This is a genomic window from Haloplanus sp. GCM10025708 (genome assembly GCF_042663985.1).
GTDB lineage: Archaea > Halobacteriota > Halobacteria > Halobacteriales > Haloferacaceae > Salinirarus > Salinirarus marinus.
In genome coordinates, this window is the sequence record NZ_JBHSZA010000011.1 from 1,063,429 (window position 1) to 1,088,112 (window position 24,684).

18 protein-coding genes and 12 pseudogenes are annotated in these 24,684 nt (G+C 68.2%); 14 read left to right on the forward strand and 16 right to left on the reverse strand.

Annotation, left to right across the window (positions count from 1 at the left end):
* The first annotated feature begins 13 nt into the window (after positions 1-13).
* Entirely contained in the window at positions 14-400 is a 387-nt protein-coding gene (locus ACFQJD_RS08910; protein ID WP_379797658.1) for a hypothetical protein, read from the forward strand.
* A 1-nt stretch (position 401) separates the two neighbouring features.
* On the opposite strand, the pseudogene ACFQJD_RS08915 reads toward ACFQJD_RS08910, so the two are convergent.
* Positions 402-1,732: pseudogene (locus ACFQJD_RS08915) on the reverse strand (DEAD/DEAH box helicase).
* Between the two features lie 52 nt (positions 1,733-1,784).
* Between ACFQJD_RS08915 and ACFQJD_RS08920 the strand changes: the two are divergent.
* The 3 genes and pseudogenes from ACFQJD_RS08920 (at position 1,785) to ACFQJD_RS08930 (ending at position 3,591) form a co-directional block, all read left to right on the forward strand.
* Positions 1,785-1,958, forward strand: coding sequence for a hypothetical protein (locus ACFQJD_RS08920; RefSeq protein WP_379797660.1), 174 nt, complete (start codon positions 1,785-1,787; stop codon positions 1,956-1,958).
* Between the two features lie 2 nt (positions 1,959-1,960).
* Positions 1,961-3,078 (forward strand): annotated as a pseudogene (locus ACFQJD_RS08925) (pyridoxal phosphate-dependent aminotransferase).
* A 61-nt stretch (positions 3,079-3,139) separates the two neighbouring features.
* Positions 3,140-3,591 (forward strand): annotated as a pseudogene (locus ACFQJD_RS08930) (ferritin-like domain-containing protein).
* 19 nt (positions 3,592-3,610) lie between these two features.
* Here the strand turns inward: ACFQJD_RS08930 and ACFQJD_RS08935 are convergent.
* Positions 3,611-4,791, reverse strand: a pseudogene (locus tag ACFQJD_RS08935) (redox-regulated ATPase YchF).
* A gap of 37 nt (positions 4,792-4,828) precedes the next feature.
* Entirely contained in the window at positions 4,829-5,686 is an 858-nt protein-coding gene (locus ACFQJD_RS08940; RefSeq protein ID WP_379797662.1) for a polymer-forming cytoskeletal protein, read from the reverse strand.
* 94 nt (positions 5,687-5,780) lie between these two features.
* Between ACFQJD_RS08940 and ACFQJD_RS08945 the strand changes: the two genes are divergently transcribed.
* On the forward strand, positions 5,781-5,975 hold the full coding sequence (locus ACFQJD_RS08945) for a DUF5800 family protein (protein WP_379797664.1): 195 nt from the start codon (positions 5,781-5,783) through the stop codon (positions 5,973-5,975).
* A gap of 22 nt (positions 5,976-5,997) precedes the next feature.
* On the opposite strand, the gene ACFQJD_RS08950 is transcribed toward ACFQJD_RS08945, so the two are convergent.
* From ACFQJD_RS08950 to ACFQJD_RS08960, 3 genes and pseudogenes are all read right to left on the reverse strand, one after another.
* The gene (locus tag ACFQJD_RS08950) at positions 5,998-6,723 is read right to left on the reverse strand and encodes a dolichyl-phosphate hexose transferase (protein WP_379797666.1); all 726 of its coding nucleotides are present in this window, start codon (positions 6,721-6,723) and stop codon (positions 5,998-6,000) included.
* A 50-nt stretch (positions 6,724-6,773) separates the two neighbouring features.
* Positions 6,774-7,513: pseudogene (locus ACFQJD_RS08955) on the reverse strand (ribonuclease H-like domain-containing protein).
* 78 nt (positions 7,514-7,591) lie between these two features.
* Entirely contained in the window at positions 7,592-9,445 is a 1,854-nt protein-coding gene (locus ACFQJD_RS08960) for an aldehyde ferredoxin oxidoreductase family protein (RefSeq protein ID WP_379797668.1), read from the reverse strand.
* Positions 9,446-9,600: 155 nt separating this feature from the next.
* On the opposite strand from ACFQJD_RS08960, the pseudogene ACFQJD_RS08965 reads away from it, so the two are divergent.
* A pseudogene (locus tag ACFQJD_RS08965) lies at positions 9,601-11,193 on the forward strand (spermidine synthase); the annotation flags it as partial.
* Positions 11,194-11,301: 108 nt separating this feature from the next.
* Here the strand turns inward: ACFQJD_RS08965 and ACFQJD_RS08970 are convergent.
* Positions 11,302-11,952, reverse strand: a pseudogene (locus ACFQJD_RS08970) (AIM24 family protein); the annotation flags it as partial.
* A gap of 144 nt (positions 11,953-12,096) precedes the next feature.
* Between ACFQJD_RS08970 and ACFQJD_RS08975 the strand changes: the two are divergent.
* On the forward strand, positions 12,097-12,222 hold the full coding sequence (locus tag ACFQJD_RS08975) for a hypothetical protein (RefSeq protein ID WP_379797670.1): 126 nt from the start codon (positions 12,097-12,099) through the stop codon (positions 12,220-12,222).
* Here ACFQJD_RS08975 and ACFQJD_RS08980 read toward each other — a convergent pair.
* Positions 12,207-13,039, reverse strand: a pseudogene (locus tag ACFQJD_RS08980) (hypothetical protein). The gene ACFQJD_RS08975 and the pseudogene ACFQJD_RS08980 overlap by 16 nt on opposite strands.
* A gap of 75 nt (positions 13,040-13,114) precedes the next feature.
* Entirely contained in the window at positions 13,115-13,747 is a 633-nt protein-coding gene (locus tag ACFQJD_RS08985; RefSeq protein WP_379797673.1) for an ArsR/SmtB family transcription factor, read from the reverse strand.
* Positions 13,748-13,833: 86 nt separating this feature from the next.
* Here ACFQJD_RS08985 and ACFQJD_RS08990 point away from each other — a divergent pair, with 86 nt between their 5' ends.
* The 5 genes and pseudogenes from ACFQJD_RS08990 (at position 13,834) to ACFQJD_RS09010 (ending at position 17,729) form a co-directional block, all read left to right on the forward strand.
* Positions 13,834-14,535, forward strand: a complete 702-nt coding sequence (locus ACFQJD_RS08990; RefSeq protein WP_379797675.1) for a TVP38/TMEM64 family protein — start codon at positions 13,834-13,836, stop codon at positions 14,533-14,535.
* Positions 14,536-14,612: 77 nt separating this feature from the next.
* Positions 14,613-15,035 carry a hypothetical protein gene (locus tag ACFQJD_RS08995; RefSeq protein WP_379797677.1) on the forward strand — a complete coding sequence of 141 codons (423 nt, stop codon included), beginning with the start codon at positions 14,613-14,615 and terminating at the stop codon, positions 15,033-15,035.
* 15 nt (positions 15,036-15,050) lie between these two features.
* Positions 15,051-16,822, forward strand: a pseudogene (locus tag ACFQJD_RS09000) (nitrite/sulfite reductase).
* On the forward strand, positions 16,822-17,085 hold the full coding sequence (locus tag ACFQJD_RS09005; protein WP_379797679.1) for a DUF6360 family protein: 264 nt from the start codon (positions 16,822-16,824) through the stop codon (positions 17,083-17,085). The pseudogene ACFQJD_RS09000 and the gene ACFQJD_RS09005 overlap by 1 nt, the downstream one beginning before the upstream one ends.
* 2 nt (positions 17,086-17,087) lie before the next feature.
* Positions 17,088-17,729 (forward strand): precorrin-2 dehydrogenase/sirohydrochlorin ferrochelatase family protein, encoded by a 642-nt coding sequence (locus tag ACFQJD_RS09010; protein ID WP_379797682.1) that lies wholly within the window; start codon positions 17,088-17,090, stop codon positions 17,727-17,729.
* 2 nt (positions 17,730-17,731) lie between these two features.
* Here the strand turns inward: ACFQJD_RS09010 and ACFQJD_RS09015 are convergent, their stop codons facing one another.
* The 7 genes and pseudogenes from ACFQJD_RS09015 to ACFQJD_RS09045 all read right to left on the reverse strand — a co-directional run bounded on the left by ACFQJD_RS09015 (position 17,732) and on the right by ACFQJD_RS09045 (position 22,832).
* A complete protein-coding gene (locus tag ACFQJD_RS09015; RefSeq protein WP_379797683.1) occupies positions 17,732-18,070 on the reverse strand; it encodes a ferredoxin in 339 nt (112 codons plus the stop codon).
* Positions 18,060-19,136, reverse strand: a complete 1,077-nt coding sequence (locus ACFQJD_RS09020; RefSeq protein ID WP_379797686.1) for an anthranilate phosphoribosyltransferase — start codon at positions 19,134-19,136, stop codon at positions 18,060-18,062. The genes ACFQJD_RS09015 and ACFQJD_RS09020 overlap by 11 nt, the downstream gene beginning before the upstream one ends.
* Position 19,137: 1 nt before the next feature.
* A pseudogene (gene cobA, locus ACFQJD_RS09025) lies at positions 19,138-19,979 on the reverse strand (uroporphyrinogen-III C-methyltransferase).
* Positions 19,980-20,186: 207 nt separating this feature from the next.
* Positions 20,187-20,606, reverse strand: a pseudogene (locus ACFQJD_RS09030) (DR2241 family protein); the annotation flags it as partial.
* Between the two features lie 153 nt (positions 20,607-20,759).
* Positions 20,760-21,535, reverse strand: a pseudogene (locus ACFQJD_RS09035) (CbiX/SirB N-terminal domain-containing protein); the annotation flags it as partial.
* Between the two features lie 2 nt (positions 21,536-21,537).
* Positions 21,538-22,377 carry an IclR family transcriptional regulator gene (locus tag ACFQJD_RS09040; protein WP_379797688.1) on the reverse strand — a complete coding sequence of 280 codons (840 nt, stop codon included), beginning with the start codon at positions 22,375-22,377 and terminating at the stop codon, positions 21,538-21,540.
* Positions 22,287-22,832, reverse strand: coding sequence for a helix-turn-helix domain-containing protein (locus ACFQJD_RS09045; protein ID WP_379797690.1), 546 nt, complete (start codon positions 22,830-22,832; stop codon positions 22,287-22,289). The genes ACFQJD_RS09040 and ACFQJD_RS09045 overlap by 91 nt, the downstream gene beginning before the upstream one ends.
* On the opposite strand from ACFQJD_RS09045, the gene ACFQJD_RS09050 reads away from it, so the two are divergent.
* Complete coding sequence (locus tag ACFQJD_RS09050; protein WP_379797692.1) at positions 22,753-24,054, forward strand: 5'-deoxyadenosine deaminase; 1,302 nt, start codon at positions 22,753-22,755, stop codon at positions 24,052-24,054. The genes ACFQJD_RS09045 and ACFQJD_RS09050 overlap by 80 nt on opposite strands.
* 57 nt (positions 24,055-24,111) lie before the next feature.
* The gene (locus ACFQJD_RS09055; RefSeq protein ID WP_379797694.1) at positions 24,112-24,666 is read left to right on the forward strand and encodes an adenine phosphoribosyltransferase; all 555 of its coding nucleotides are present in this window, start codon (positions 24,112-24,114) and stop codon (positions 24,664-24,666) included.
* Positions 24,667-24,684 lie beyond the last annotated feature (18 nt).

Here is a 24,684-nt window from a genome sequence, read left to right on the forward strand (position 1 = left end):
CGGACGCAGGGATATGGACCGACGGGGCGCGATTCGACTGGTCGGCCTCGCGCTGACCGGCGGGTGTCTCTCGACGCCGAGCGCCACCGGGCCGCGAAATCCGCCGACTGCGAGCGAATCCACTCCGCCGCCGACCGACCGGACCACAGTTCGCGTCTCGAATCTCGACGTCGAGGAGGCAGCGGACGGTGCCCTGAAACTGCTCGCGACAGTCGTCAACGAGGGCGAGACGGCACAGACGCGAACGCTCCGGGCGAATGCCACCATCGGCGAGGAGTCGTACGTCGAGACGCGGTCGGTGCGCGTCGAGGGCGACAGCGAGAAAGAAGTCGCCGTCACCTTCGACGTCACGTACGACGCGTTCACCGGCAACGGCTCCGTGAACGTCGAGTTACGGTAGGTCACCGTCGGCGGTCCGCGACCCGCTCTTCGGCCGTCTCCGCGCTCACGAGTTCGTAGAGCGTCGCCCGGCCGCCGTCGGCTTTCGGGCGGAGAACCCGTCCGAGTCGCTGTGTGAACTCGCGCTCGCTCCCGCTCCCCGAGAGGACGACGCCCACGTTGGCGTCGGGGACGTCCACCCCCTCGTCTAAGACGTTCGCGGTGACGACGCGGCCGTACGCCCCCTCGCGAAAGCGATCGAGGATCTCGCGGCGTTCGCGCGTGCCCGTCTCGTTCGTGATCGCGGGCATCAAAAACCGCTCCGAGAGGCGGTAGACGAGGTCTGTGTGTGCCGTGAAGACGATGACCCGGTCGTCGCGGTGGTTGTCGAGGACGTCCTCCAGTACGTCCACTTTTGCGTCGGAGTTCATCATGATCTCGCGGGCCCGCTGTTTCGCCAGCAGGGCTTCCCGCGCCCGGGGGTCGTTACCCGAGCGCATCACGAGTTTCCGGTAGTCGCTCCCGCTGCGAAGCGAGAGGTTCGACGTGCGGAGGTAGTCGACGAACGTTCCCTGGGCCTCATCGTAGGCCTCGCGTTCGGCGGGCGTGAGTTCCACCTCGATACGGCGGACGTCGTAGTCGGCGAGGTGGTCGCCCGCCAAATCGTCGGCGTCGAGGGCGTACACTACGGGCCCGACGAGTTGCTCGATTATCTCGTGTGCGCCGTCCGGGCGCTCGAACGTCGCGGTCAGCCCCATCCGGGCGGGCGCGGCCAGCAGGCGGGCCGCGTCGCGGTAGCCCTCGCCGCCGAGGTGGTGGACCTCGTCGAAGACAACGAAGCCGAACCGGTCGCCGACGTCGTCCGCGCGGAGATAGGCGGAGTCGTACGTCGAGACGGTGATGGATTCGAGGCGTTGCTCGCCGCCGCCGAGCTGGCCCACCGGGACGTCGAACTCCTCGATCAGTTCGCGTCGCCACTGGTCCAGCAGGTCGATTGTCGGCACGACGACGAGCGTCGGCGTCGACAGGGCGGCCATCGCGGCGATGGCGACGACGGTCTTTCCGCTCCCGGTCGGGAGTTCGACGACGCCCCGCCGGTCGGCGGCCTCCCAGGCGTCGAGGGCCGCCCGCTGGTACTCTCGGAGGTCGTACGTCGTCGAGAAGTCCAGGTCGGTCGGCTCGAAGACGCGATCCTCGTAGTCGACGCCGCGGTCGTCGAGCGCGCGACGGACGGCCGCGTACTGGTGAGCGGGCGCGCGGACGGCGTCGCTCCGGGGTCGAACTCGACGGTCGGTAGGTCGGGGACGTCGCCGTCGAGTCGAATCGTGCCGTCGTCGTACCGGAGCGTTAGCATCACCCGCCTTTGGATGGTGGGAAATAAATGCCCTGCGAGCGGAGTGTCGGTCATGTCCGAATCCGAACGCGACCTCGCGACCGCCGTCGAGGAGTTCCTGTCCGAGGCGGAACGCGTCTACGACGAGTACGACGACGGCTACGTCGACGCCGACGCGGCGCTCTCGCGACTCGGAGACAACATCAGCACGCTCCGCGACGTCTACGAGGGCGAGGCGAGCGAGTAACGATGACCGAGTTCGCAGACCGAGTGGAACGAATCTCCATCAGCGGCATCCGCGAGGTGTTCGAGGCGGCCGGCGAAGACGCCATCAACCTCGGCCTCGGCCAACCCGACTTCCCGACGCCCGACCACGCGCGGACGGCGGCAGTCGACGCCGTCGAGGCGGGCAAGGCCGACGGCTACACCGGGAACAAGGGAATCCAGTCGCTCCGCGAGGCCATCGCGGCGAAACACGAACGCGACAACGGCCTCGACATCGATCCGGGTGACGTCGTCGCCACGGCGGGCGGGAGCGAAGCCCTCCACGTCGCCCTCGAAGCCCACGTCGAACCCGGCGACGAGGTCGTCATCCCCGACCCCGGCTTCGTCTCCTACGACGCCCTGACGAAACTCGCGGGCGGGACGCCCGTTCCGGTGCCCGTGCGCGACGACCTGACCATCGACCCCGCGGCCGTCGAGGAGGCCATCACCGACGACACCGCAGCGTTCGTCGTCAACAGCCCCGGCAACCCGACAGGCGCAGTCTCCTCGCCCGCGGACGTGCGCGAGTTCGCCCGCATCGCGGACGAACACGACGTCCTCTGTCTCTCCGACGAGATGTACGAACATTTCGTCTTCGAGGGGGAACACCGCTCCCCGATGGAGTTCGCCGAGAGCGACAACGTCGTCGTCGTCAACGGCTGTTCGAAGACGTACTCGATGACGGGGTGGCGACTCGGCTGGGTCACCGCGTCGACCCGTCGCATCGAACGGATGCTCCGCGTCCACCAGTACGCCCAGGCCTGTGCCGCCGCCCCTCGCAGTACGCCGGCGAGGCGGCGCTCACGGGACCACAAGACGTCGTCGCCGAGATGCGCGACACATTCGAACGCCGGCGTGACCTCGTCCTCGACGGCCTCACCGACATGGGGCTCTCCGTCCCGACGCCCAACGGGGCGTTCTACGTCATGCCCGAGGTGCCCGACGGCTTCGTGGAGGGCTGTCTCGACGCCGGCGTCGTCGTCGTCCCCGGCGACGCCTTCGGCGACGCGGGCGAGGGGTACGCCCGCCTCTCCTACGCCAACGACGAGGAATCGCTCCGGGAGGCGTTAGACGTGATGCGGGACGTCCTCGCGTCGCTGTAACGAGACGAGGACGTCTCGTTGGGGGAGCTATTTTGAGGCTGGCACGAGACGTTCAGCCACGATGACTTCACAACAGGTGACGGACCTTCTCCAGAAGGCGTACGGGGACGAGATAGAGACGGTGATGAACTACCTGTCGAACTCGATCGTCCTCGACGGAGTGCGCGCCGAGGAGATAAAAGAGTCCCTACAGCAAGACATCCAGGAGGAACTCAACCACGCGGAACTGCTCGGCAACCGACTGAAACAGCTGGACGAGCGGCCGCCGGGGTCGGCCGCCTTCGAGGCTCACCAGATGTCGCTCCAACCCCCGAGGATTCGACGGACGTGCTCTCGGTCATCGACGGCGTCATCGAGGCGGAGGAGGACGCCATCTCGACGTATCGGGCGCTCATCGACGCCGCCGAAGAAGCCGAAGACCACGTGACCGAGGACCTCGCCGTGCAGATTCTCGGCGACGAGGAGGCCCACCGGACGGAGTTCCGGGGATTCCGCAAGGAGTACGAGAAATAATCGCGACGCCGCAACGGGGCTACTTCGCCGTCGAGACGATTTTCACGACGTCGCCCTCGTCGAGTTCGTAGGAGTCGGAGATGCGCCGGTCCGACCGCGCGTCGACGGCGTGGAGATAGCCATCGCCGATATCGGTGTGGACGGCGTACGCGAGGTCACGCGGCGTCGACCCGCGGGGCAGGAGGAAGGCGTCGGGCAGGACGTTCCCCTGGCCGTCGGTCCACTTGGATTCGTTCTGGACGGGGTAGGCCGTAATCCGGTCGAGGAGGTCGTAGACGGCGAAATCGAGGGCGCCCTGAACGCCCGTCCCACCGTAGTCGGCCATCACCTCGCGGATGCGTTCGAGCCCCGACCGCTGGGCGTCGCTCACGTCGCCGACGACGTCGAAGTCCTCGTCGCCAGGATCGTAGGCGACTGCCCCCGCTTGGGCCGCCTTCCGGAGCGCGAGTTCGCCGTCCGCCGTCGCCGGAATCACGGGTTTCCCCGTCTCCTCCAGGCGGCGGACGTTCTCCTCGGAGGCGACGTCGGCCTTGTTGGCGACGAGGACGATGGGTTTGGTGCGCCGGCGGACGTCCCGCGCGAGCGCCTCCCGGTGGTCGTCGGTCCACTGGAGGGGTCTTCGGGGTAGTCGAGTTCGCGGAGGCTGGCGGCGACGTCCGCCTCGGTCGCGCCGAATCCCGTGAGCAGTTCCGTCAGCGCCTCGTCGACGTCGAAATCGGGCGAGCGAGATTTGCGCTCGACCGACTCCCAGTTGCGGTTCACGATGCCCGCCAGCCACTGGTCCATCTCCTCCTCGATGAAGTCCACCTCTTCGACGGGGTCGTAGGTGCCGACCTCGACCGGTTCGCCCTCGGCGTTGGTGCCGCCGGAGGCGTCGACGACGTTGACGATGGCGTCGGCGTTGGTCAGCTCGTCGAGGAACTGGTTTCCCAGTCCCCGTCCCTCGTGTGCGCCGGGGACGAGGCCGGCGACGTCCAGCAGTTCGACGGGGACGTAGCGCTTGCCGCCGTGACAGTTGTCGTTGCCGCAGCGTTCGTCCCGGTCGAGACACGGGCACCGCGTCCGGGCGTGGGTGACGCCGCGGTTCGCGTCGATGGTCGTGAACGGGTAGTTCGCCACGTCCACGTCGGCCATCGTCGCCGCCTTGTAGAACGTAGACTTGCCGGCGTTTGGCTTGCCGGCCAGGGCGAGAGAGAGCATACGATACGTCGGCGCGAGAGGGGGAACTTACTTTCGGTTATTCGATCGATCGACTCCCGTCCGGACGGACGATCTGCATCTCGCCGCGGGCGCGGATGGTGCCGTCGACCGTCGCCTCCTCGTGGAGTCGGAGGTCGGTACAGGAGACGTCGCCGAGGACGCGCACGTCCGGGTCGAGGGTGACGGTGCCGCCGCGGGTGGTGACGTCGCCGTGGATGCGCGTCCCCTCGGCGACGGAGACGTCGCCGCGAGCGCGGAGGCTCCCGAAGACGTTGTTGTCCGACCCCATCTCGATCTCCTCGGCGCGGACGTTGCCGTGGAGTCGGCAGTCGTCGCCGACGACGGCGGGTTTCGAGACGCGCCAGGCGTCGTCGGAGACGGTGCTGCCGCGGGGGATCACCAGCGGATCGCGGTCGTCGTCCTCGTCGCCGGCGAGCGCCGACGCGATCTCCTCGGCGGCGTCCTGTTCGCCGAGGCGGAGGAGCTGCGAGAGGACGACGAAGTAAAAGACGAGGGTCGGCATCGGATTCCGGATGACGATCCAGCCGTTGGCTTCGAACCCCTGTTCGATGTCGACGTCGTCGCCGATGTCGAGGTCGCCCGAGACCATCAACTGCCCGCCGATGTGGACGCGTTCGCCGAGGTAGGCGTCGTCGGCGACGAGGACGTTACCGGCGACGTCACACCACACGTCGAGTCGGCAGTCGCCGTCGGCCTCGATGTCGCCGCCGAACCGGGCGCGCTCGCCGGCGACGACGTTCCGTCCGCGGACGCCGAACTCGACGGTGCTCTGCCCGCCGACGATGACGTCGCCGTCGGTCACGAGGTCACGTTCCTCAGCGGTCGTGCCGTCGGGGATTTTCAGCGTATCCAGCGGGTCCGAACCGAGTGACACGGTGGTGTTGTGCACGTCCCGCCTATTAAACGGCCCGTCAGACGGGCGTCCGACGGTGTACAGCCTTTTATTCTCTGACCGCCAACTTTCGAATATGACTGCACTTTCCTTCGACGAGCACGGCGTCGACGTCGTCTACGAGGGGACCGAGTTCCGCCTCGAACGCGGCCTCATCGAGGAAGCGACGGAGAAGTCCTACCCGGACGTCACCGACCACGAAGTGTTACAGATCGTCGAGAAGAACCCGATGCTCTCGGGTGAGCCCCGTCGCATCGGCGACCTCGTTTGAGCGCCGAACTGCCGGACGGATCTCAGACGTCGGCGGTCTCCCGGCCGGTCACTCCGGTCACCCGGCGGAAGCGTTCTTCGAGACAGACCGAGAGAATCGACCAGCCGATAGCCGCGCCGCCGCGCAGGGGGTCGAGTTTCGTCTCGCCCGCGCGTTCGCGATAGTCGATGGGGAGTTCTTTCACGCGGTAGCCCCGCATCAGCGGCCGAACGAGTAGTTCGGCAGAGAGGCCGGTGTTCTCCGTCCAGTCGATGTCGTGGAGGAGTTCGCGCCGGTACGCTCGCATCCCGGTGGTGGTGTCGCGGACGCGCCGGCCCATCAGGAGACTCGCGAGGGCGGCGAAGGCGTGGTTCCCGAAGCGGTTCAGGGTGGGCATCGGGTCCGCGCCGCCGGCCAGGCGGTTGCCGCTGACGACGTCGTAGCCGTCGTTGATGGCGTCGAGGAACTCGGGCAGTTGCTCCATCGGGTAGGTGTCGTCGCAGTCGGTGGTGACGACGACGGGCCGGTCGGGCGTCAGGACGGCTTCGCGGACGGCCACGCCGTACCCCTGTGGCTCCTGTTCGATCACCGTCGCACCGCGTTCGCGGGCGAGTTCGGGCGTCCGGTCGTCGGAGCCGTCGACGCAGACGACCGACGCCCGCCCGTCGGTCACCCGGTCGATGTCGTCGAGAACGGTCGTTATCGCCGCCTCCTCGTTGTAGGTACCCATCACTACGGCTACGTCGTCGAAGGTGTACGCGTCGGTCATCACTCTCCGTAACGGACGGGCGCACTTGAATTTTTAGGTTCGCCAAAAACTCAGACGTGAGGGAAGACGTCGCGGTGGAGGCGGTCGGTGACTTCGTCGGCGAGGGTCCGGAGGTTCTCCGTGTCCTCGCGGTTGTAGGAGACGAGCGTGTCGAGGGCGTCGTCGTCGCCGCGTTCGTACTCGCGCCAGAGGCGGACGGCGTCCCGACCGGAGAGGTCGGGCCGGTCGCGGTCGATGTCGAGGTCCGACTCGATCCGTTTGAGCCCCCGGTCAGGTCGAGACGCCGGCAGGGGTACATCATGTCGAGATGCGGCGTGTCGATCGAGAGGCCGAACGACTCCTCCAGGAAGGGCACGTCGAAGCGCTTGCCGTTGAAGGAGGCGAGCAGTCGGGCGTCCGCGAACTCTCGCCGGAGGGCGTCGGCGGTGAGGTCGCGGCCGCGGACGAGGGTCGTCGTCTCGCCGTCCTGGTGGAAACTGACCGTCGTCACGTCGTTCGAGGACGCGTCGAGGCCGGTCGTCTCGATGTCGAAAAAGCACGTCTCGGCGGCGAAGTCCTCGTAGAGCCGCCACTGCTCGCCGCTGGGGAAGACCTGCGCGAAAAACCGGGTGTCGCCGGCCGCGAGGTGGTCGCGGGCCACGCCGATGAACTCCGCAATGCGGTCTGCGGTCGAGGGTCCCACGACCGACCCGTCGAAGTCGTCCCAGTGGGTGACCCCCGCCTCCCAGAGGTTCCGCTCGGTGGTCTCGCCGACGCCGCGGATCGGGATGAAGCTGTTCTCGATGCGCACGACGAGTACCAGTCCGGCGACCGCTAAAAACCCCGCTGTTCGGGACGGGGGCGCTCGCGTGACGGGCGGCGAGCGCGATCAGTTCGCTGGCTCGGCCATCCCGAGTTCGTCGAGGCGGTCGCGGGTCGGGACGCCGTCGTCGTCCCAGCCCCGGAACTCGTAGTACTCCGAGAGCATCGTCTCCAGTTCCTCCGGCGGGCAGTACATCCCCTCGGCGGGGCCGTCGGGGATGGGCTCGTGCATCACCCGGTGCGAGAGCGTGTCCGTCTCACGGCTGGCGACGCCGCGTTCGACGTTGATGAGGCGTTCGAGGTTGTAGACGCGCTCCCCGATGCGCTCGACCTCGTCGGTCGAGAGGTCCCACCCCGTCGCGTAGTTGATGGCGTCGCGGTAGCGGTCGTTGACGAACTTGCCCCAGCCGCCCTCGCTGACGAACCGACACTGCGTCAGCGAGTCGCCGAGGGCGGTGAAATGCTGGTTCCGGGCGGCGAACTCGGGGGTGCCTTCTGTCGTCTCGGTGTGTTCGCCGTCGTACTGTGGCGTCGGGCGGGTGTCGTGGTGCGATCCGCCGCGGGTGCTCGTCGCGTAGCCGATGCTCATGCCTTTCAGCCCGCGCGGCGAGTGGGCGGCGAACTCCAGGCCCTTCGTCCCGTGGAGGTACTTCTCGGCGTCGTCGTCGAGCGAGTCGGCCAGGCGGAACGACCCCTCCGCCAACCGGTCGCCGAACCCCTCGCGGTTGGCCGTCTGTCGAGCGAGTTCGACCAGGCCGTCGGCGTCGCCGAAATCGAGGTGGGGCGAGTCCACGTTCGAGAGCAGACCGGCCTCGTCGCACTCCCGGGCGAACGCCACCGTCACGCCCCAGCTGATTGTGTCCATCCCGAGGCGGTCACAGAGGTCGTTTGCCTTCATCACGCGTTCGACGTCGAAGACGTCCGTCATCGTCGCGGTGGCGAAGAGGCTCTCGAACTCGGGAATCTTGGCGTCGGTCACCCCCTCCGGCTGGACGGTGACGTGTTTGCCACACTTGACCGCGCAGTTCGCACAGGTGGTGTCCTCGGTGACGTACTCCGCTTTGAGGCGTTCGCCGCTGATGGCCTCGGCCTTCTCGTCGTCGGTCTGTTCGGACCGGTAGTTGTGCTGGCCGAGTTTCCCCATCTCGTTGATGGGGTTGACGAGCCCGGACGTCCCGTACTCCTGGAGCATCTGCGTCTCCTCCATCAGCGTCCCCATGCGGCCGATGGCGAGTTCGCGCAGGTCGCCCTCCTCGGCGAGTTCGGGCTCGAAGTCCCCCTCGCGGACGGCGACGGCCTTGACGTTCTTCGAGCCGAGGACGGCACCGCTCCCGCCGCGTCCGGCGACGCCTTCGCGAATCTCCGACTCGTGGAGGAGGCAGGCGTACCGGACCTGATTCTCACCAGCGGGGCCGACGGCGGCGACGTGCGTGTCGTAGCCTTCGCCCTCGCGGTCGCGGATCTCCGAACACGTCTCGTAGGTGTCGTACCCCGCGAGGTCCGTCGCCGGCTTCACCTCCGCGCCGTCCTCGCTGACGTGGACGTACGAGAGTTCGTCGGCCACGCCGTGGATGGCGACGACGTCGAAGCCGGTCGTCTTCTGTGCGCGCGGGAACGTCCCGCCGAAGGTGCTGTCGAAGAAGCCGTTCGTCATCGGGCTGATACAGCCGACGACGCCGCGACTCGTGCTCTGGAACGGCGTCGCGTTCATCGGCCCGACCGCGAACGCGACGACGTTCTCGGAATCGAACGGGTCGCTCTCCGGCGGGACGTGATCGTGTACGACCTTGGCGGCGAAGCCGTTGCCACCGAGGAATCGGCGGGCGTCCTCGGGGTCGATCCGTTCGACCTCCGTCGTCCCCGAGTCGAGGTGGACGTGGAGGATGCGTCCGCCGTAGACCGGCGGCAGGTCGTCGGTCATGCCATCTCCCGGCCGTCGTCGGGCCGGATTCCGTGCCGGTTGTTCACTCTCATACTCTGTATGTTCACCAAGGCGCATTTAGTTTTGTCGCCCTCACGCGGAACGCGCTCCCGTCGCCCGTATCCTTTAGGTCGTGCCGTCCGTAGGGGAGGCGAATGCCGCCCCGAGAGTCACGCCTCCGCGGGCGACTGACCGGACCGGAACTCGCCGTCTTCGTCTCCGGCGTCGTCAGTATGGGGTTGGAGATCCTCGCGGGACGGATGGTCGCGCCCCAGTTCGGGAGCAGCATCTACACCTGGGGGAGCGTCATCGGCGTGTTTCTCGCGGCGCTGAGCCTCGGATACCACCTCGGGGGCAAGCGGGCCGCGACCCGCGCGAGCGAGCGTCGCCTCGTCGGCATCCTGCTGGCGACCGCGGCCTACGTCGCCGTCCTCGTCCTCGCCGGCGACCAGTTGCTGTCCGCGCTCGCCGGCGTGCCGTTGCCGGCGCGGTTCGCGTCGCTGCCGGCGGTGACGGTTCTGTTCGGGCCGCCCACGTACCTGCTCGGATACATCAGCCCTTACGGGGCCGAACTCTCCGACCGGGAGAGCCACGGCGAGGCGTCCGGCCACGTCTACGCCGTCGGCACCGTCGGGAGCATCGTCGGCGCGTTCGCCACGACGTTCCTGCTGGTCCCGACGCTCCGGGTCGACCTCGTCGCCGTCGTCTTCGGCGTCCTGCTGATCGGGACGTCGCTGATCCTCCTCTCGCCCGAGTTCCCCCGTCGGTCGGTCGGAGTCACCGTCCTCGTCGCCGTCCTCCTCGTGGGGTCCGTCTCGCTCCCTGCAGTGGGGTACTCGCTGCGCGGCGAGACGATCTACCGGACCCAGACGCCGTACCAGGAACTCGTCGTCGCCGACCGCGGCGACGTCAGGACGCTCTATCTCGACGGCCAGCCACACAGCGCGATGGATACCGACGACCCGACCCGGCACGTGTTCGACTACACCTCGTACTTCCACGTCCCCCTGCTGCTGACCGAACGCGAGGGGGCCGCCGCGACGGACGACGTCGACCGAGTCCTCTTCGTCGGTGGGGGTGGGTTCACCGGCCCGCGGCGGTTCGTCGAGGAGTACGACGCCACCGTCGACGTCGTGGAGATCGACCCCGAGGTCGTCGGCGTCGCCAAGGAGTATTTCGGCGTCGAGGAGGGACCGCAACTGAACGTCTACACCGCCCCTGCCCGGCAGTTCCTCCGCGATACCGACCGCACGTACGACGTCATCGTCCTCGACGCGTACAAGAAAGACAAGGTGCCCTTCCAGTTGACCACCGTCGAGTTCATGCGGCTCACGGAGCGCCGACTCGACGACGACGGCGTGTTGCTGGCGAACCTCATCTCGGCACCGACGGGACCGGCCTCGCGGTTCTACCGCGCCGAGTACCGGACGATGAATCGGGTGTACCCGCAGGTGTACGGCTTCCCGACCGTCGGAGGGTCGGCCGTCCAGAACGTCGAACTCGTCGCGACGAAACGCGAACGGCGCGTCACCGAACGGGAACTGCAGCGGCGCAACGACCGGCGGGACCTTGGTATCGACCTCACGACCCAGATTCGGTCCTATCGCAGCGACGTCGACCCCGGCGACGCACCGGTCCTCCGAGACGGTAACGCGCCCGTAAACGCGTTGCTCGAGCCGATGGCGGGCCAGCGATACGTCGTCGACGAGTCCCGCGCGAACGACACCCGCCGTTCGAGGGCGGAACGCCCGACTGAGGCCCAACCGTCCAGAGAGACCCCCGAGTCGCGGGGTCGCTCCGTGAGTCGGTCCGCGTCGCGACGGTCGACGCCGGCGGTGATTACTGGCCCTGCGTCGCGCCTCCTCCTCGTAGGGCTGGATGACGACGAAGCCCTCGGTGCCGGTGAAGTCCATCTGGAGCGACTCGTTGGACTGCTGGCCGATTTCGATCATCTTGTTTTTCGCGATGGACGGCGAGAGGTCGGCGCTCCAGGCGACGGTCGCACTGGGGTCGGTCTTGACGGGCGGCGTCAACACCAGCGGGTTCCCGTGGGTCGTGATGGCCACCTGTCCGGGACCGGTGAGGTAGACGTTCGTCAGCCCGCCGGCGGCAGCGCCCGAGATGCTGCCGATGGTCTTGATCTCGTAGTCGACGTTCGAGTCGAACGCGAGGACGTCGTCGCCGTTGACCGAGATGGACTCGCCCTCGTCCAGGTCGAGCACCTGGATTTTCTTGCCCTGGTCGGCGACGTAGAGATGACCGGATCCTTCCGCCTCCATGATCGGTGTCCCCTCGCTGGTCACGGCGTCCTTGACGAATCCCGTGATCCCGCCTTCGGCGGAGGATTTCCCCGTGAAAGTGATATCGCCCGTGTAGGCGATCATCGAGCCGGCTTTGGTCATCACTGTCCCGTCGACGTCGATGTCCAGGAGCCTGTTGTTCTCCTTCTGGAATCCGCCGCTCCCTTCCGCCGGAGCGTTGGATCGCGTGAATTCTTCGAGTTCCATGGGTAATCGGAGCCGCACTGCGTACGACTCGGTGGGATTCACTCGGAATGACAGTTAAACCCTCGGGTGAGTGAAACTGGCGCTTGAGTTGACGGGGACGACCCCCGGGACAGACTCATCACGAATCCGCGCGTCCGGCGGGATATGGCCGGGTCGGCGTCGACGGGGCGGTCGCTCTACGTCCCCGCTCTCGTCGCGACGCTGATGATGGGAGCCGGAGTCGCCGCCGTCCGGGCGTTCTCGTACGGCCCGCTCTACTCGTTCCCGTGAGTGACGCCGTCGCGCGCTTCCGCCCGCTTGCGGCGGATCGCCGCCGCGGCGTTGCTGGCGTCGTAGCCGAACAGGACGTCGTTCGCGTACGCCTCGGCCACCTCGGCCGCGTGAATCAGGTCGTCGACGTCGACATCGACGGCGTAGAGTTCGATCGAGAAGGGGTTCCCGTTCCTCCAAGCGCGTCTCGAACCCGCTGGCGATGGTTTCGAGCCAGTAGGTCGTCCCGTAGGCGGTGTCGTAGAGGGGACGACGAACTCGTCGACGTGGGTGGCGAGGGCGTCGACGTCGAGGCCGCTCCGTTCGTAGAGGTGGCCCGGATACGGGTCGGGGTAGAGCGTCAGATACGCCCGTCCGGGGATCCGATCCGTCGCGTCGGCGACGAACGACTCGATCACGTCCGCGCGCCAGGCCATGCGGTCGTCGTGGTCGCTCTCGGCGAACAGGCGGTCACAGCGCTCGCAGTGACAGAACTCCGGGCGGGGAAGCCGACGTCGTCGAGGCGGACGGCCTCGTTTTCGGCGACGCAGTCGTCGATGATCTCTAGCAGTCCCTCGCGGTAGCGTTCGTTCGTCGGGCAGATGTACGACCAGTCGAAGTAGGTCTGGTCGCGGGTCGCGGGGTCGCCCTCGTCGTTCACGGGCACGAGTTCCGGGTCGTCCTCGGCGGCGGCGTTGTCGCCGAAACAGGAGATCATGTTGACGGCGTTCGACAGCGGTTCGGCCGCTCGGCCGGTGACGTCTTTCACCTCGTAGAACCCGGCGTCGAACTCCGACCACTCGACTTCCTCGGCGTTGCGCGTGACCACCCCGTACATGGGCGTCGGTTGGACCGCACGTGGGGTAAGTCGTTCGCTCCCGGCCTCCCGCCGGCGGACTGGTGCGTCGTCGGCCTACCGCCGGCGGACGTACCAGACGCCGGTGAGGACGGCCAACACCACGAAGCCGCCGAGGAACACGAGGAGTCCGGGCGGGATCTGCGGGCCGGTAGAGGCGGCCGTCTCGACGGCCATCGTCCCCATCTGTCCGCCGCCGGCGTCGCCCGTCGTGCTGACGTCCGCGCCGCCCGCCGCGGTTCCGAACGGGAGGCCTCGGAGGTAGAACTGGACGAGGGCGCTCACCACACCGAGGACTGCGACGCCGCCGAGGAGGCTCTTGAGCGCCGACTGCAGGCCGTCGCTCTCGGACTCGCTGCCGGCGAAGACGACCAGCGGTTTGTCCGCCGGCGCGTACACCTTCATCTCGCGGCCTTTCTCGGAGTAGACGGTGTCGACGACGTCGATGAGGCCGGCGTCGTGGAGGTTGCCGAGGTGGTACTGGGCGTTCTGGAGGGAGGTGTCGACCCTGTCCGCGACGGCCGAGGGCGTGTCGGGGTCCTCGTGGAGGGCGGCGAGAATCTCCCGAGACGTCTCGGAGGAGAGCGCCGAGAGGAGTTCGTCGGCACCGTCGCTGTCGAGTCCGATGACCCGCGGTTCGGCCTCGTCGACGGCCGACGTGTCGGAGCTGGAGGGCAGTAATCCGGCCATGTGTGCCGTATACACCCCGTGGGGTACAAATCTTCCTCGTTCGAGCGACACGAACGCCTTTGCCGCTGGGAGGCGAACGACCGCCGGTGGACAGCACTCGCGTCTTCTCGTCGTCGGCCCAGCGCCGCCGCTTCCTGATGCATCTGGTCGCGGCGCTGGCCGTCCTCGCGGCCGTCTGGTTCCTCCTCGACCCCTATCTCGGCGTGCTTCGCGACCCGGCGGCGATCCGGGCGACCGTCGCGAGGTTCGGCTCCGTCGGCGTCGTCGCGTTCGTCGCCCTCCACGTCGTGCAGGTGGTCGTCGCACCGATCCCCGGGCAGGCGATGGGCGTCGCCGCCGGCTATCTGTTCGGTGCCGGTCCCGGCCTCGTCTACACGATCGTCGGCGTCACGCTCGGGAGTTACGTCGCCTTCGCGGCGGCGCGTCGCCTCGGCCGGCCGTACGCCGAGTCGGTGTTCGCGGCCGACGTCGTCGACTCCTTCGACGCGACGGTCGCCCGCCTGGGCGTCGCCGGGATCACGGCGCTCGTCGTCGTCCCCGGGCTCCCCGACGACGTGGTCTGTTTCGTCTGTGGCCTCAGCGATCTGACGCCCCGCCAGTTTCTGGTGATCGTCCTCGTCGGGCGGACACCGGCGTACGCGCTGGCGGTCCTCTCGGGCGCGAACCTCGCCGATCAGCGTCTGTATCGCGGCGTGGCGCTCCTGCTCGTCCTCGTTCTCCTCTCCGTGGCGGGCTACCTCCGGCGCGACGCTCTGAGAGAGTGGGTGGTCGACCGCTTCGGCGAGTAGGCCGGATGGGCGTCAGACACAGCGGCACCCGTTGCCGACGCCGTCGGGTTGAGGCGTCCCCGTCCCCTGAGGACGGTATGACCGTTTCGATCCGCCAGTTCGACGACGGGGCCTGGATTCACGTCGCGGACTCCCGCGCCGTCGGTGCCGGTGAGGTACGCCGCGTGACCGATCACGACTTCTGTCCGTGTACGGTCGGACACGTCCTCGTGGAGGCGTTCGTCGACGTCGGCGTCGCCGGCCACGACGTCCGAGCTCGCGTCGCCGGCCAGTGTATCGACTGCGGAACCGACGGCGTCCTCGACTGGCTGACGTTCGGACGCGTCGACGGGGGACGTTCAGACCCGTCTCGACGGACGCCGTCCAGCAGGTCGGGTAGCGTTCGCGCGAGCGCGGCCACGCCCGCCCCGGCGCTGGTACGTCCGAGAAAGAGGAAACAATCTCCAGATGCCGTAGCCCCGGGGACACTTGACAGCACGCGCGGGTCTATACGTGCGTAGGTCGTGGACGTTCGCATGCCGAGTGACGTAGAGCGATGGAAAGAGGAGGTTTACGGGGTCGAAATCCGCGACCACCTCGAACGATTCGCCGAGGAGGGGTGGGACGCGATCCCCGACGACGAACACGACGAGTGGTTCGAGCGCTTCAAATGGTGGGGGCTGTACCACCAGCGGAAGGGCCAGGAGAGTTACTTCATGATGCGCATCGGGACGCCGAACGGCGTCCTCGAACCGGGACAGATGCGCGTCGTCGGAGAAATCGCCGACGAATACGCCCGGGGGCCGGCGTCGAACCCCGAGTTCGGCGAGACGTGGGCCGACTTCACCACCCGCCAGTCCATCCAGCTCCACTGGATCAAAGTCGAGGATGTCCCCGACATCTTCGACAAACTGGACGACGCCGGCCTGAGCACGATGCAGGCGTGTGGCGACTCCTGGCGCAACATCGTCGGCTGTCCCGTCGCGGGCAAGGACAAAAACGAGGTCGTCGACGCCCTGGACGTCACGCTGGACCTCCACGACGCGTTCAAGGGCAACGAGGAGCACACGAACCTCCCCGGAAGTGGAAGGTCAGCGTCACCGGCTGTCGCGAGGGCTGTGGCCAGGGCGACATCAACGACCTCGCGTTCGAACCAGCGACCAAGGAGATCGACGGCGAGACGGTCGAGGGGTTCAACGTCCGCGTCGGCGGCGGCCTCGCCCGGAAGGAGCCTCGCTTCGCCCGGAACGTCGACGTGTTCGTCCGCCCCGACCGGGTCGGCCCCGTCGCGGGCGCTATCTCGGCGCTCTTTCGCGACTACGGCGACCGAGACAACCGCTTCAACGCCCGAATCAAGTTCCTCGTCGACGAGTGGGGTCCCGAGAAGGTCCGACGCGTCCTGCAGGAGGAGTACGTCGACTGGGAACTCGAAACCGCCGGCGACGACCTGCGCAGCGAATACACCTACAACGCCGGTACCCACGGCGGCCACGCCGACCACGTCGGCGTCCACGAGCAGAACGACGGCAACTACTACGTCGGTCTGGACGTCCTCGTCGGCCGGATGGGCGTCGACGACGTCATCGAACTGGCCGACGTCGCCGACGAGTACGGCAGCGGCGAGATCCGCCTCACCCAGCGACAGAACGCCATCATCACCGACGTCCCCGAGGAGGACCTCGACGCCCTCCTCGACGAACCCCTCTTGGAGGACTACTCGCCGGACCCGCACCCGTTCATGCGCGGCTCCATCGCCTGTACCGGCACGGAGTTCTGTTCGCTCTCGATCGTCGAGACGAAAAATAGGCAGGTCCGGTACGGCCGCTGGCTCCGCGACAACGTCGACGTCCCGGACGGCGTCCAGGACTTCCACATCCACCTCTCGGGCTGTACGGCCTCCTGTGCGCAGCCACAGATCGCGGACGTGAGCTTGCGAGGGATGAAGACGCGCAAGGACGGCGAACCCGTCGAGGCGTTCGACATCGGCCTCGGCGGCGGCCTCGGCGAGAACCCCGAGTTCGCCGACTGGGTCGCCATGCGCGTCCCCGCCGACGAGGTGCCCGGTGCCATCGCCAACCTCCTCTCGACGTTCGAGGAGCGACGCGAGGGCGACGAGACGTTCCGCGACTTCTGCCGTCGCCGCGACGAGGACGAACTCGCGGAGCTCGTCGAACCCGAAGAGACGTCCTACGAGGACCCGTTCATGCACAACACGAAGATGACGTGGTACCCCTACGCGGAAGACGACGACCTGGACGCGAGTCCGGCACCGACGCGCGCCGACGGCACGCCGGCCGGGAGCGACTGATGGCAGACAGGGTACTGAAGGTGAACGCGTTCACCACGTTCGACCTGCTCGACGCCACGGTGCGCAGCCACGACGGCGACGAATCCACCTTCGCCGTCCTCGACGTGGGGGCGGACGACGACGGCGTCGAAGTCGCCCTGGAGGTGGACCACACCGACGTGGACGTTCCGGCACACGCCGACGTGCTCTCGCTGGCCCCCGACGAGGCGCGCGAACTCGCCGACGAACTGCGGTCGAAGGCCGACCGACTCGACGGCGAATAGGCATGATTCCGCTCTTTTTCGACTTCACGGACCGGACGATTCTGATTTTCGGCGGCGGCCCCGTCGGTGCACGCAAGGCGCGGCGGTTCGCCAGCGAGGCACACACCGTCGTCGTCAGCCCGTCGTTCGCCGCCGCGGATTTCGGCGACGCCGAACTGATCCGAGCCGATCCCGCGCCCGACGACGTGGCCGGGTGGGTCGCACGCACCGACCCCGCGCTGGTCGTCGCGGCGACCGATGACGACGCCGTCAACGACGCCGCCGCCCGCGCCGCCCGCGAGCGAGGACGCCTCGTCAACCGCGCGGACGCGGGCGTCGAAAGCCGCGACCTCGTCGTTCCGGCGACCGTCGAGGACGGCCCCGTCACCGCCGCCGTCGCCACCGGCGGGCGCGCCCCGGCACTGAGCCGCTATCTCAAAGGATCTCTCGCGGACGCGATCGACGGTTCGGGCGTCGTCGCGACAGTCGTCGACGACGTGCGCGCCCGCCTCGACCACCTCGACGCCGCCGAGCGTCGGGAGACCGTACGCGCCGTCGTCGGCGACGACGACGTGTGGCGCGCGGCGCGCGAAGACGGATCTACCGAGGCGGTGCGGGACGCAGTGAAACGCGTCCTCGACGCCCGGGGCGTCGAACTACGGTAACCCTACCAGTCGACGCTCACGGTGCCGTCGCCGTGGGGGTCCGGCGCGAGTTCCTCGCCGGTCCGCCGGTCGACGACGTGGATGACGCCGTCGCCTTTCTTCGCCGGACAGGCCTCGGCGGCGCGGAGATTCGACTCCAGGTCCGCTTCGGTCAGGAAGTAGGTCCGCGGACGCGCGACGCCCGAACGCAAATCGAGCGTCCAGTTCTCCGAGGCAGACGCACATTTGCCCGCGCCGAAACAGAGATTCGCCTCGAACAGCACCTTGTACGGGCGGTCCTCGACAGGCGGCGCGTCGCTCTCGCCGACCGACGCCGGATCGAATCCGCCGCTATCGGCCATCGTTCACCGACGCCGGATCGAACTGCCGGAGGTCGGCGAGCGCGTCGGCGGCGCTACCCTCGGCGATCACGTCGCGGGCGCGTTCGACGCCCGCTTCGACCGTCTCCACGTCGGTTCGGGCGTACAGTCGGAGCGCGGCGTTGAGGGCGACGGCGTCGGCGAAGCCGTCGGTTCGCTCGCCGGCGAGCACCTCCTCGGTGACGCGCGCGGAGTCCGCCGGCAAGTCGGCCACCGCGAGGTCGTCGCGTTCGAGATCCATGCCGAGTTCGGCCGTCTCGATTTCGAAATCGCTGATCTCGTCGTCACCCTCGGTCCACTCGGCCACCTTGGTGTATCCGGGCCGGACGTCGTCGTATCCTTCAAGCCCCTGAAACATGACGACGCGGGAGACGGGCAGCCCGCTCTCGCGAACCGTGTCGATGATGCGAGTCGCGTAGGAGAGGTGGTAGAAGCTCCCGAGGTGGACGCCCGCGTTCGCGGGGTCGGCCAGCGTCTCGACGGTGTTGACGGAGGTGCGGACGCCCATCGCGTCGCGCCGGTCGAGGAGGGCGTGGACGTCGGGGTTGAACCGTGGCTGGTAGTAGAAGCCAAAGCCCACTTCGTCGACCATGGCGGCGCTCGCTTCGGGTGTGAGGTCCGTCGGGACCCCGAGTTCGTCGAGGACGTGTTTGTACGCACACCCGCCTTTCGCGGGCACCCGGTCGGCGCTGTGGGCGACGACGGGCGTGCCAGCGGCGGCGGCGACGAGGCCAGCGGCGACGCCGAGCAGCGCCGTCTCGCTCTTGCCGTCGTAGTTCGCGCCGCAGTCGACGGGCGACGCCTCGGGCGACGCCGTCCGTACCGACCGCTCGCGCATCGCGTCGACGAACGCCGCGAGTTCGACGGGCGCGCTCGTCTTCCAGCGGTTGGCGAGGAGGAAGGCCCCGAGCGTCGTCGGGTCGCTCTCGCCGGAGAGGACGCGTTCGAACCCCTGCGTGGCCTGTTCGCGCGTCATGTCCGACGCCGATTTCGGCCCCGAACCCATCACGTCGGTCAGGAGACGCTTCAGCGTCCACTCTTCGCGCATCTCAGTTCACCTCCGCTTCGGACTCGGCGGCCCGAAAGGCGGTTCGCCAGCTGACCACGTCCGCGCCGGCAGCCCCCTCGCCGCCGAGGCAGGACTTCACCGACTCGCGGACGCTCACCACGTCGCCGACGACGGTGACGGCCGGCGGTTCGACACCCGCTTCGTCGACTCGGTCGACGATGGTGTCGAGCGTGCCGGTGACCGTCGATTCGTCGGCGAGCGTCGCCTTCTCGACGAGCGCGACGGGCGTCTCGGGGGCGACGCCGTGGGACCGGAGCGCGGTAACGTTGTCGGGGAGTCGGCCGACGCCCATGAGGATCACCAGCGTCCCGCCGGCCGTAACGTTTCCGGCGAGCGACGGCCAGTCGAGGGCGCTGTCGTCTTTCGTCGGGTCCTCGTGTCCGGTGACGACGGTCAGGCTGGAGGCGTGTTCGCGGTGGGTCACGGGGATGCCGGCGACGCCGGGGCCCCGATGGCGCTGGTGACACCCGGCACGACTTCGAACGGGACGTCGTGTCGCGCGAGGAATTCGGCCTCCTCGCCGCCGCGGCCGAAGACGTGCGGGTCGCCGCCCTTGAGTCGGACGACGTCGTTGCCGGCGTGGGCCTCGCGCACCATCAGGTGGTTGATCTCCTCCTGTGACGTGCGCTTGCCGTTCGCTCGCTTGCCCACGTCGACGACGGTGGCCGTCTCGGGGAGCGAGGCGACCACGTCGCCGCCGACGAGCGAATCGTGGAGGACGACGTCGGCGTCGTCCAAGCGGTTGCGTGCCTTTACGGTCAGGAGTTCGGGGTCGCCGGGTCCAGCGCCGACGAGTGCGACGGTTCCAGTGTGTGTACTCATTGTTCGAGGGTGTGGCCGAGCGCCCGCCGGTAGCGGACGCGATAGGGGTTCGCGGGGTTCGTGAGGTCGCCCGGGTCCGCGGACGGGTCGGCGTCGGGTCGGTCGTGTGGCTGTTCGTCCGCGACGATCTCCTCGCCGCCGCGACGAAAACGAGCACGGCGCGCGGCAGGGAATCTCGTCGGTGCTCTCGTCGTCGGCCGGGACGTCGTTCGCGTCGTCTTCCTCCCACGCGCGTCGCTTCGCGCAGGCACCACAGCAGGCTTCGACTGTCGCGCGCAGGTCGTCGCCGTCGAGTTCGGAGACGACGTCGTAGATGCCAGTCTGTCTGGCCGCTGTCTCGCGGAAGTGGGTCACGTCGAGACGCCCCTCACGCTCGCGCGCCCAGTGCTCGATGGCGGCGGGGTAGACGGTGGCGACGGCGCGGACGACGCCCGAGCCGTCGAGGCCGTCGAGGACCCACCCGTCCCGAAGCGTCGTCGCGCCCCGGAACGGCCGGTACCGCCCGTCCGCGTCGTAGGTGACGAGCGCGGGGAGGTCGGCGAATCCGATCGAATCGAGCGCCGTCGGGTCCGCGCGTCGGTCGTCGTGGTGGCGAACGGCGTGCGTTCGTGCGCCGTCGGCGGCCACGCGCGTCGTAACGGCGAGTTCGCCCCACGTGCGTGTCGCGTCGGCGGGTGGCGTGGCCGTCTCACCCTCGACGGGGTCGAGCCAGCGGCGGAACGCGCGGGCCGGGGCCGTCGCGGCGAGCGAGTCGGCGGCGTCGCCGTCCGGCGCGCGCGGGTCGGCACCGGCGTCGCGGGCGCGTTCGAGGACGACGTCGGCCATCGACGGCGACGTCCCGACCGCGCCGGTGTACCAGAGCCGGTGGCCGTCGACGGTGCCGGGAACCGGATACGGGTCGCCGGGGTCGTCGACCAGGCCGAGCAGTTCGGGGATTTCGTCGCGGGTGTGAAAGCCGTCAGCGATGAATATCGGCACCACGGCAACGTCGTCGACGTCGAAGCGGTCGGTTACCTCGTCGACGTAGGGGGTTCGTCCATGAACAGGGCGTGGACTTCGTCGAAGGCGTCGCGTTCGCGGAGGGCGTCGGCGTGGTCGTAGATGGCGCGGGCGCTGTTCGGATTTCGCTCCGTTCCGTGGCCGACGACGGCCAGTCCGAGTTCGCCGCCGTCGCCGATCTCGGCGTCGCCCTCGCGGATCACGGCGTCGACTCGCCCCACGACGACGTCCCGAATCGACTCGTGCGTTCCGACCGGCGGGGTGTAGTGGACCGTCTTGCCCTCGGGCCGGTCCGAATCCCGGAGGCCGAGCTCCCGGGGCACGACGCGGTCGGTGAAGTATCCCTCGCTGACGAACAGCGGCACGACGAACACCTCGTCCGCGTCGACGGTGTGCAACACGTCGGCGAACGCGGGTTCCTCCTTCCAGAACGCGACGCGTACCTCGTCGAACTCGCCGCGGTCGCGTATCGCCTCGGCGTGGGCGTGCGCCGGTGCGGACGAATCCGGATTCCGGTGGGATCCGTGACCCGCGACGACCAGCGCTCGCTCCGCCATGGTCAGTCGTCGCGACTCGCGGCTTCGCGTCGCTCCGAGAGATGTTCCCAGATTTCCGTGCAGCCGCTTCCCGCCGGAACGTCGGCGAGGTGATCGTCGTCGTTCGGGGCGTCCTCTTGCCGTGGCGACCGGGTGTCGCTCATCGGTCCCCCTCCGTTCGTCGCGTTCGTTCGCCGGGTGCCGTCGGCGCTTCCTGCAGTCTCGTAGATACGACCAACATTGCGTACACGTCCGTACGCATCCCCGACGTATAACGAGCGCCTCGCGGGCGAACGTGTCCGTATCTCCGGTATACCCTCGAAACTTGCAGCTATCTCCGACGGCCTACGGGTACGCGAGTTCAGCTCGATCTCGTTGGCCGTCGCCTTGATCTTCTTCGGGAGCGTCTCGGTGAACCGTCCGTCGTCGAGGCGGTACGTCGGCCCCGAGACGGAGATGGCTCCGACGACGTCGCCGCCGGGGTCCATGACCGGCACCGAGACGACGCGGAGGCCCTTGATGTACTCCTCGTCGTTCAGCCCGTAGCCGCGTTCGCGGACGGTTTCGAGGTGCTCCAGAAACGCCTCGCGGTCGGTGATCGTGTTTTCGGTGAGGTCGGGGAACCCGTGGTCGTCGAGGATCTCGGCGACCCGGTCGTCGGGCAGATGAGCGAGGATGACCTTCCCCGCGGCCGTCGCAGTTATCGGCAGGCGACGCCCGAGACGCGAGTCGGCGTCCACGCCGTTCGCTCCGGTGACGCGGTGGACGTAGATTATCTTCCCGTGTTCCTCGACGAAAAACTGCGCCCGTTCCTGCGTCTCCTCGGCCAGCGAGATGATCTTGGGCTGAACGGTAGCGTACACATCCTTGCGCGTCCGGGCGTACCCCCGATGTCGAGAAAGCGCAAGCCGACGTGGTACTCGCCGTCCTCTCTGACGACGCACTCGTTCCGATAGAGCGTCGTGAGATACCGGTGGGCCGTACTCTGAGCCATACCGAGTTCGTCGGCGAGGTCACAGACTCGCGCACCGTCCATCTCGACGAGGGTCTCGACGATTCGAAACATCCTGTTTATCGGCTGGATGTCGTCCCGACCGTCGGCTTTCGCCATGGTATACTCACTCACTCGTCCGGCTATATGAAGATTGTTAATGAGGATCTGCCACGAGAGCCGACTCTCACCGCCGGTGTGGAGAGGGCCGCCAATATATAACCGTCGGGCCCGACGTACCTGTGGAATGCTACTGGCGGGCACCGTCGTCGTCGATTCGACGACCGTGATCCAGGAAGGTGCGGTCGTCGTCGAGGGCGACCGCATCGCGGCCGTCGGCGACGAGAGCGACCTGGGAGAAGCCTACCCCGACCACGAACGCCGGTCGTTCGACCTCCTCATGCCGGGCCTCGTCGGCGGCCACGTCCACTCGGTGCAGTCGCTCGGCCGCGGCATCGCCGACGACACCGCCCTCTTCGACTGGCTCTACGACGCCGTCCTGCCGATGGAGGCGTCGCTCGACGCCGACGCCACGCGCGTCGCGGCGGAACTCGGCTACCTCGAACTCCTCGAGTCCGGCGTCACGACGGCCGTCGACCACCTCTCCGTCGCCCACGCCGACGAGGCGTTCGAGGCCGCCATCGACCTCGGAATTCGCGGCCGTCTCGGGAAGGTGCTCATGGACGACGACGCGCCCGACGGCCTCCGCGAGGAGACGCAGGCCGCCCTCGACGACAGCGAACGCCTGATACGGAACTATCACGGCGCGGCCGACGGCCGCGTTCAGTACGCGCTCACCCCTCGATTCGCCGTCACCTGCACCGAGGCGTGTCTCCGGGGCGTCCGCGACCTCGCCGACCGATACGACGGCGTCCGCATCCACACCCACGCGAGCGAGAGTCGCGACGAGATCGCGGCCGTCGAAACAGAGACGGGGATGCGCAACGTTCACTGGCTGGACGAGGTGGGGCTCACCGGCGAGGACGTAATCCTCGCCCACTGCGTCTGGACCGACGAGTCGGAGCGACGCGTCCTCGCGGAGACGGGGACGCACGTCGTCTACTGCCCCTCCTCGAACATGAAACTCGCCTCCGGCGTCGCGCCCGTCGTCGACTACCTGGACCGCGGAATCAACGTCGCCGTCGGCAACGACGGCCCGCCGTGTAACAACACGCTCGACCCCTTCACCGAGATGCGGCAGGCGAGCCTCCTCCAGAAGGTCGACGCCCTCGATCCCACGGTAACGCCCGCCGGACGCGTCTTCGAGATGGCGACGATAAACGGGGCGAAAGCCGCGGGGTTCGACGACGTGGGACGGCTCGCATCCGGATGGAAAGCCGACGTCGTCGGTCTGTCGACCGACCTGACGCGCGCGACGCCGCTCCGCGACGTCCTCTCGCATCTGGTGTTCTCCGCGCACGGCGACGACGTGACGTTCACGATGGTCGACGGCGAGGTGTGTTACGACCGCGGGGAACTCGTCGCCGCCGACGCCGACGCGATTCGCCGACGGGCGCGGGAACGCGCACGGGAACTGGACGTGTCGTAGCCGGCGAGCCGACTGCGGACCGACGCTCATTTATCCGCGACCCACCGAGAGGCGGCCATGAAGCGACTCGTGGAGTCGGTGTACGAGGCCCCGGTCGTCGAACGGGACGACGGGTATCGCTACCTCGTTCACCCGGTCAGCAACGGCCTCCCGACGCTCGAACCGCAGCTCATCCGCGAAGTCGTCAACGGGCTCGTCCAGACGACGGCGCTGGAGTCCGTCGACAAGATCGTCTCGCCGGTGACGATGGGCATCCACGTCGCCGCCGCCCTCTCGCTCGTCACCGACATCCCCCTCGTCGTGGTCCGCAACCGCGAGTACGGCCTCCCGGGCGAAGTCGCGTTCGAATCGAACGGACAGACCCTCTATCTCAACGACGTGGCCTCGGGGGACCGCGTCCTCGTCCTCGACGATCTGCTGAGCACGGGCCGCTCGCTCGCCGCCGTCGCCGACGCCGTCGAGGGGACCGGGGCCGAACTGGTCGACCTCGCGGTGGTCATCCGCCGGGTTGACTCCGAGGACGCGCTCCCCGAGCGGTACGACGTCCGGAGTCTCGTCGACGTCCGCGTCGGCGAGGACGGGGTCTCCGTCGTCGACCATCTCGACTGGTAGCGTCGCCGTTTCGTCCGC

Excerpts from the sequence above, each read along its gene's own strand:
- ACFQJD_RS08910 (WP_379797658.1), top strand. The coding sequence starts at position 14 with ATGGACCGACGGGGCGCGATTCGACTGGTCGGCCTCGCGCTGACCGGC.
- ACFQJD_RS08920 (WP_379797660.1), top strand. The coding sequence starts at position 1,785 with ATGTCCGAATCCGAACGCGACCTCGCGACCGCCGTCGAGGAGTTCCTG.
- ACFQJD_RS08945 (WP_379797664.1), top strand. The coding sequence starts at position 5,781 with ATGACTGCACTTTCCTTCGACGAGCACGGCGTCGACGTCGTCTACGAG.
- ACFQJD_RS08950 (WP_379797666.1), bottom strand. The coding sequence starts at position 6,723 with ATGACCGACGCGTACACCTTCGACGACGTAGCCGTAGTGATGGGTACC.
- ACFQJD_RS08960 (WP_379797668.1), bottom strand. The coding sequence starts at position 9,445 with ATGACCGACGACCTGCCGCCGGTCTACGGCGGACGCATCCTCCACGTC.
- ACFQJD_RS08975 (WP_379797670.1), top strand. The coding sequence starts at position 12,097 with ATGGCCGGGTCGGCGTCGACGGGGCGGTCGCTCTACGTCCCCGCTCTC.
- ACFQJD_RS08985 (WP_379797673.1), bottom strand. The coding sequence starts at position 13,747 with ATGGCCGGATTACTGCCCTCCAGCTCCGACACGTCGGCCGTCGACGAG.
- ACFQJD_RS08995 (WP_379797677.1), top strand. The coding sequence starts at position 14,613 with ATGACCGTTTCGATCCGCCAGTTCGACGACGGGGCCTGGATTCACGTC.
- ACFQJD_RS09005 (WP_379797679.1), top strand. The coding sequence starts at position 16,822 with ATGGCAGACAGGGTACTGAAGGTGAACGCGTTCACCACGTTCGACCTG.
- ACFQJD_RS09010 (WP_379797682.1), top strand. The coding sequence starts at position 17,088 with ATGATTCCGCTCTTTTTCGACTTCACGGACCGGACGATTCTGATTTTC.
- ACFQJD_RS09015 (WP_379797683.1), bottom strand. The coding sequence starts at position 18,070 with ATGGCCGATAGCGGCGGATTCGATCCGGCGTCGGTCGGCGAGAGCGAC.
- ACFQJD_RS09020 (WP_379797686.1), bottom strand. The coding sequence starts at position 19,136 with ATGCGCGAAGAGTGGACGCTGAAGCGTCTCCTGACCGACGTGATGGGT.
- ACFQJD_RS09050 (WP_379797692.1), top strand. The coding sequence starts at position 22,753 with ATGCTACTGGCGGGCACCGTCGTCGTCGATTCGACGACCGTGATCCAG.
- ACFQJD_RS09045 (WP_379797690.1), bottom strand. The coding sequence starts at position 22,832 with ATGCGGTCGCCCTCGACGACGACCGCACCTTCCTGGATCACGGTCGTC.
- ACFQJD_RS09055 (WP_379797694.1), top strand. The coding sequence starts at position 24,112 with ATGAAGCGACTCGTGGAGTCGGTGTACGAGGCCCCGGTCGTCGAACGG.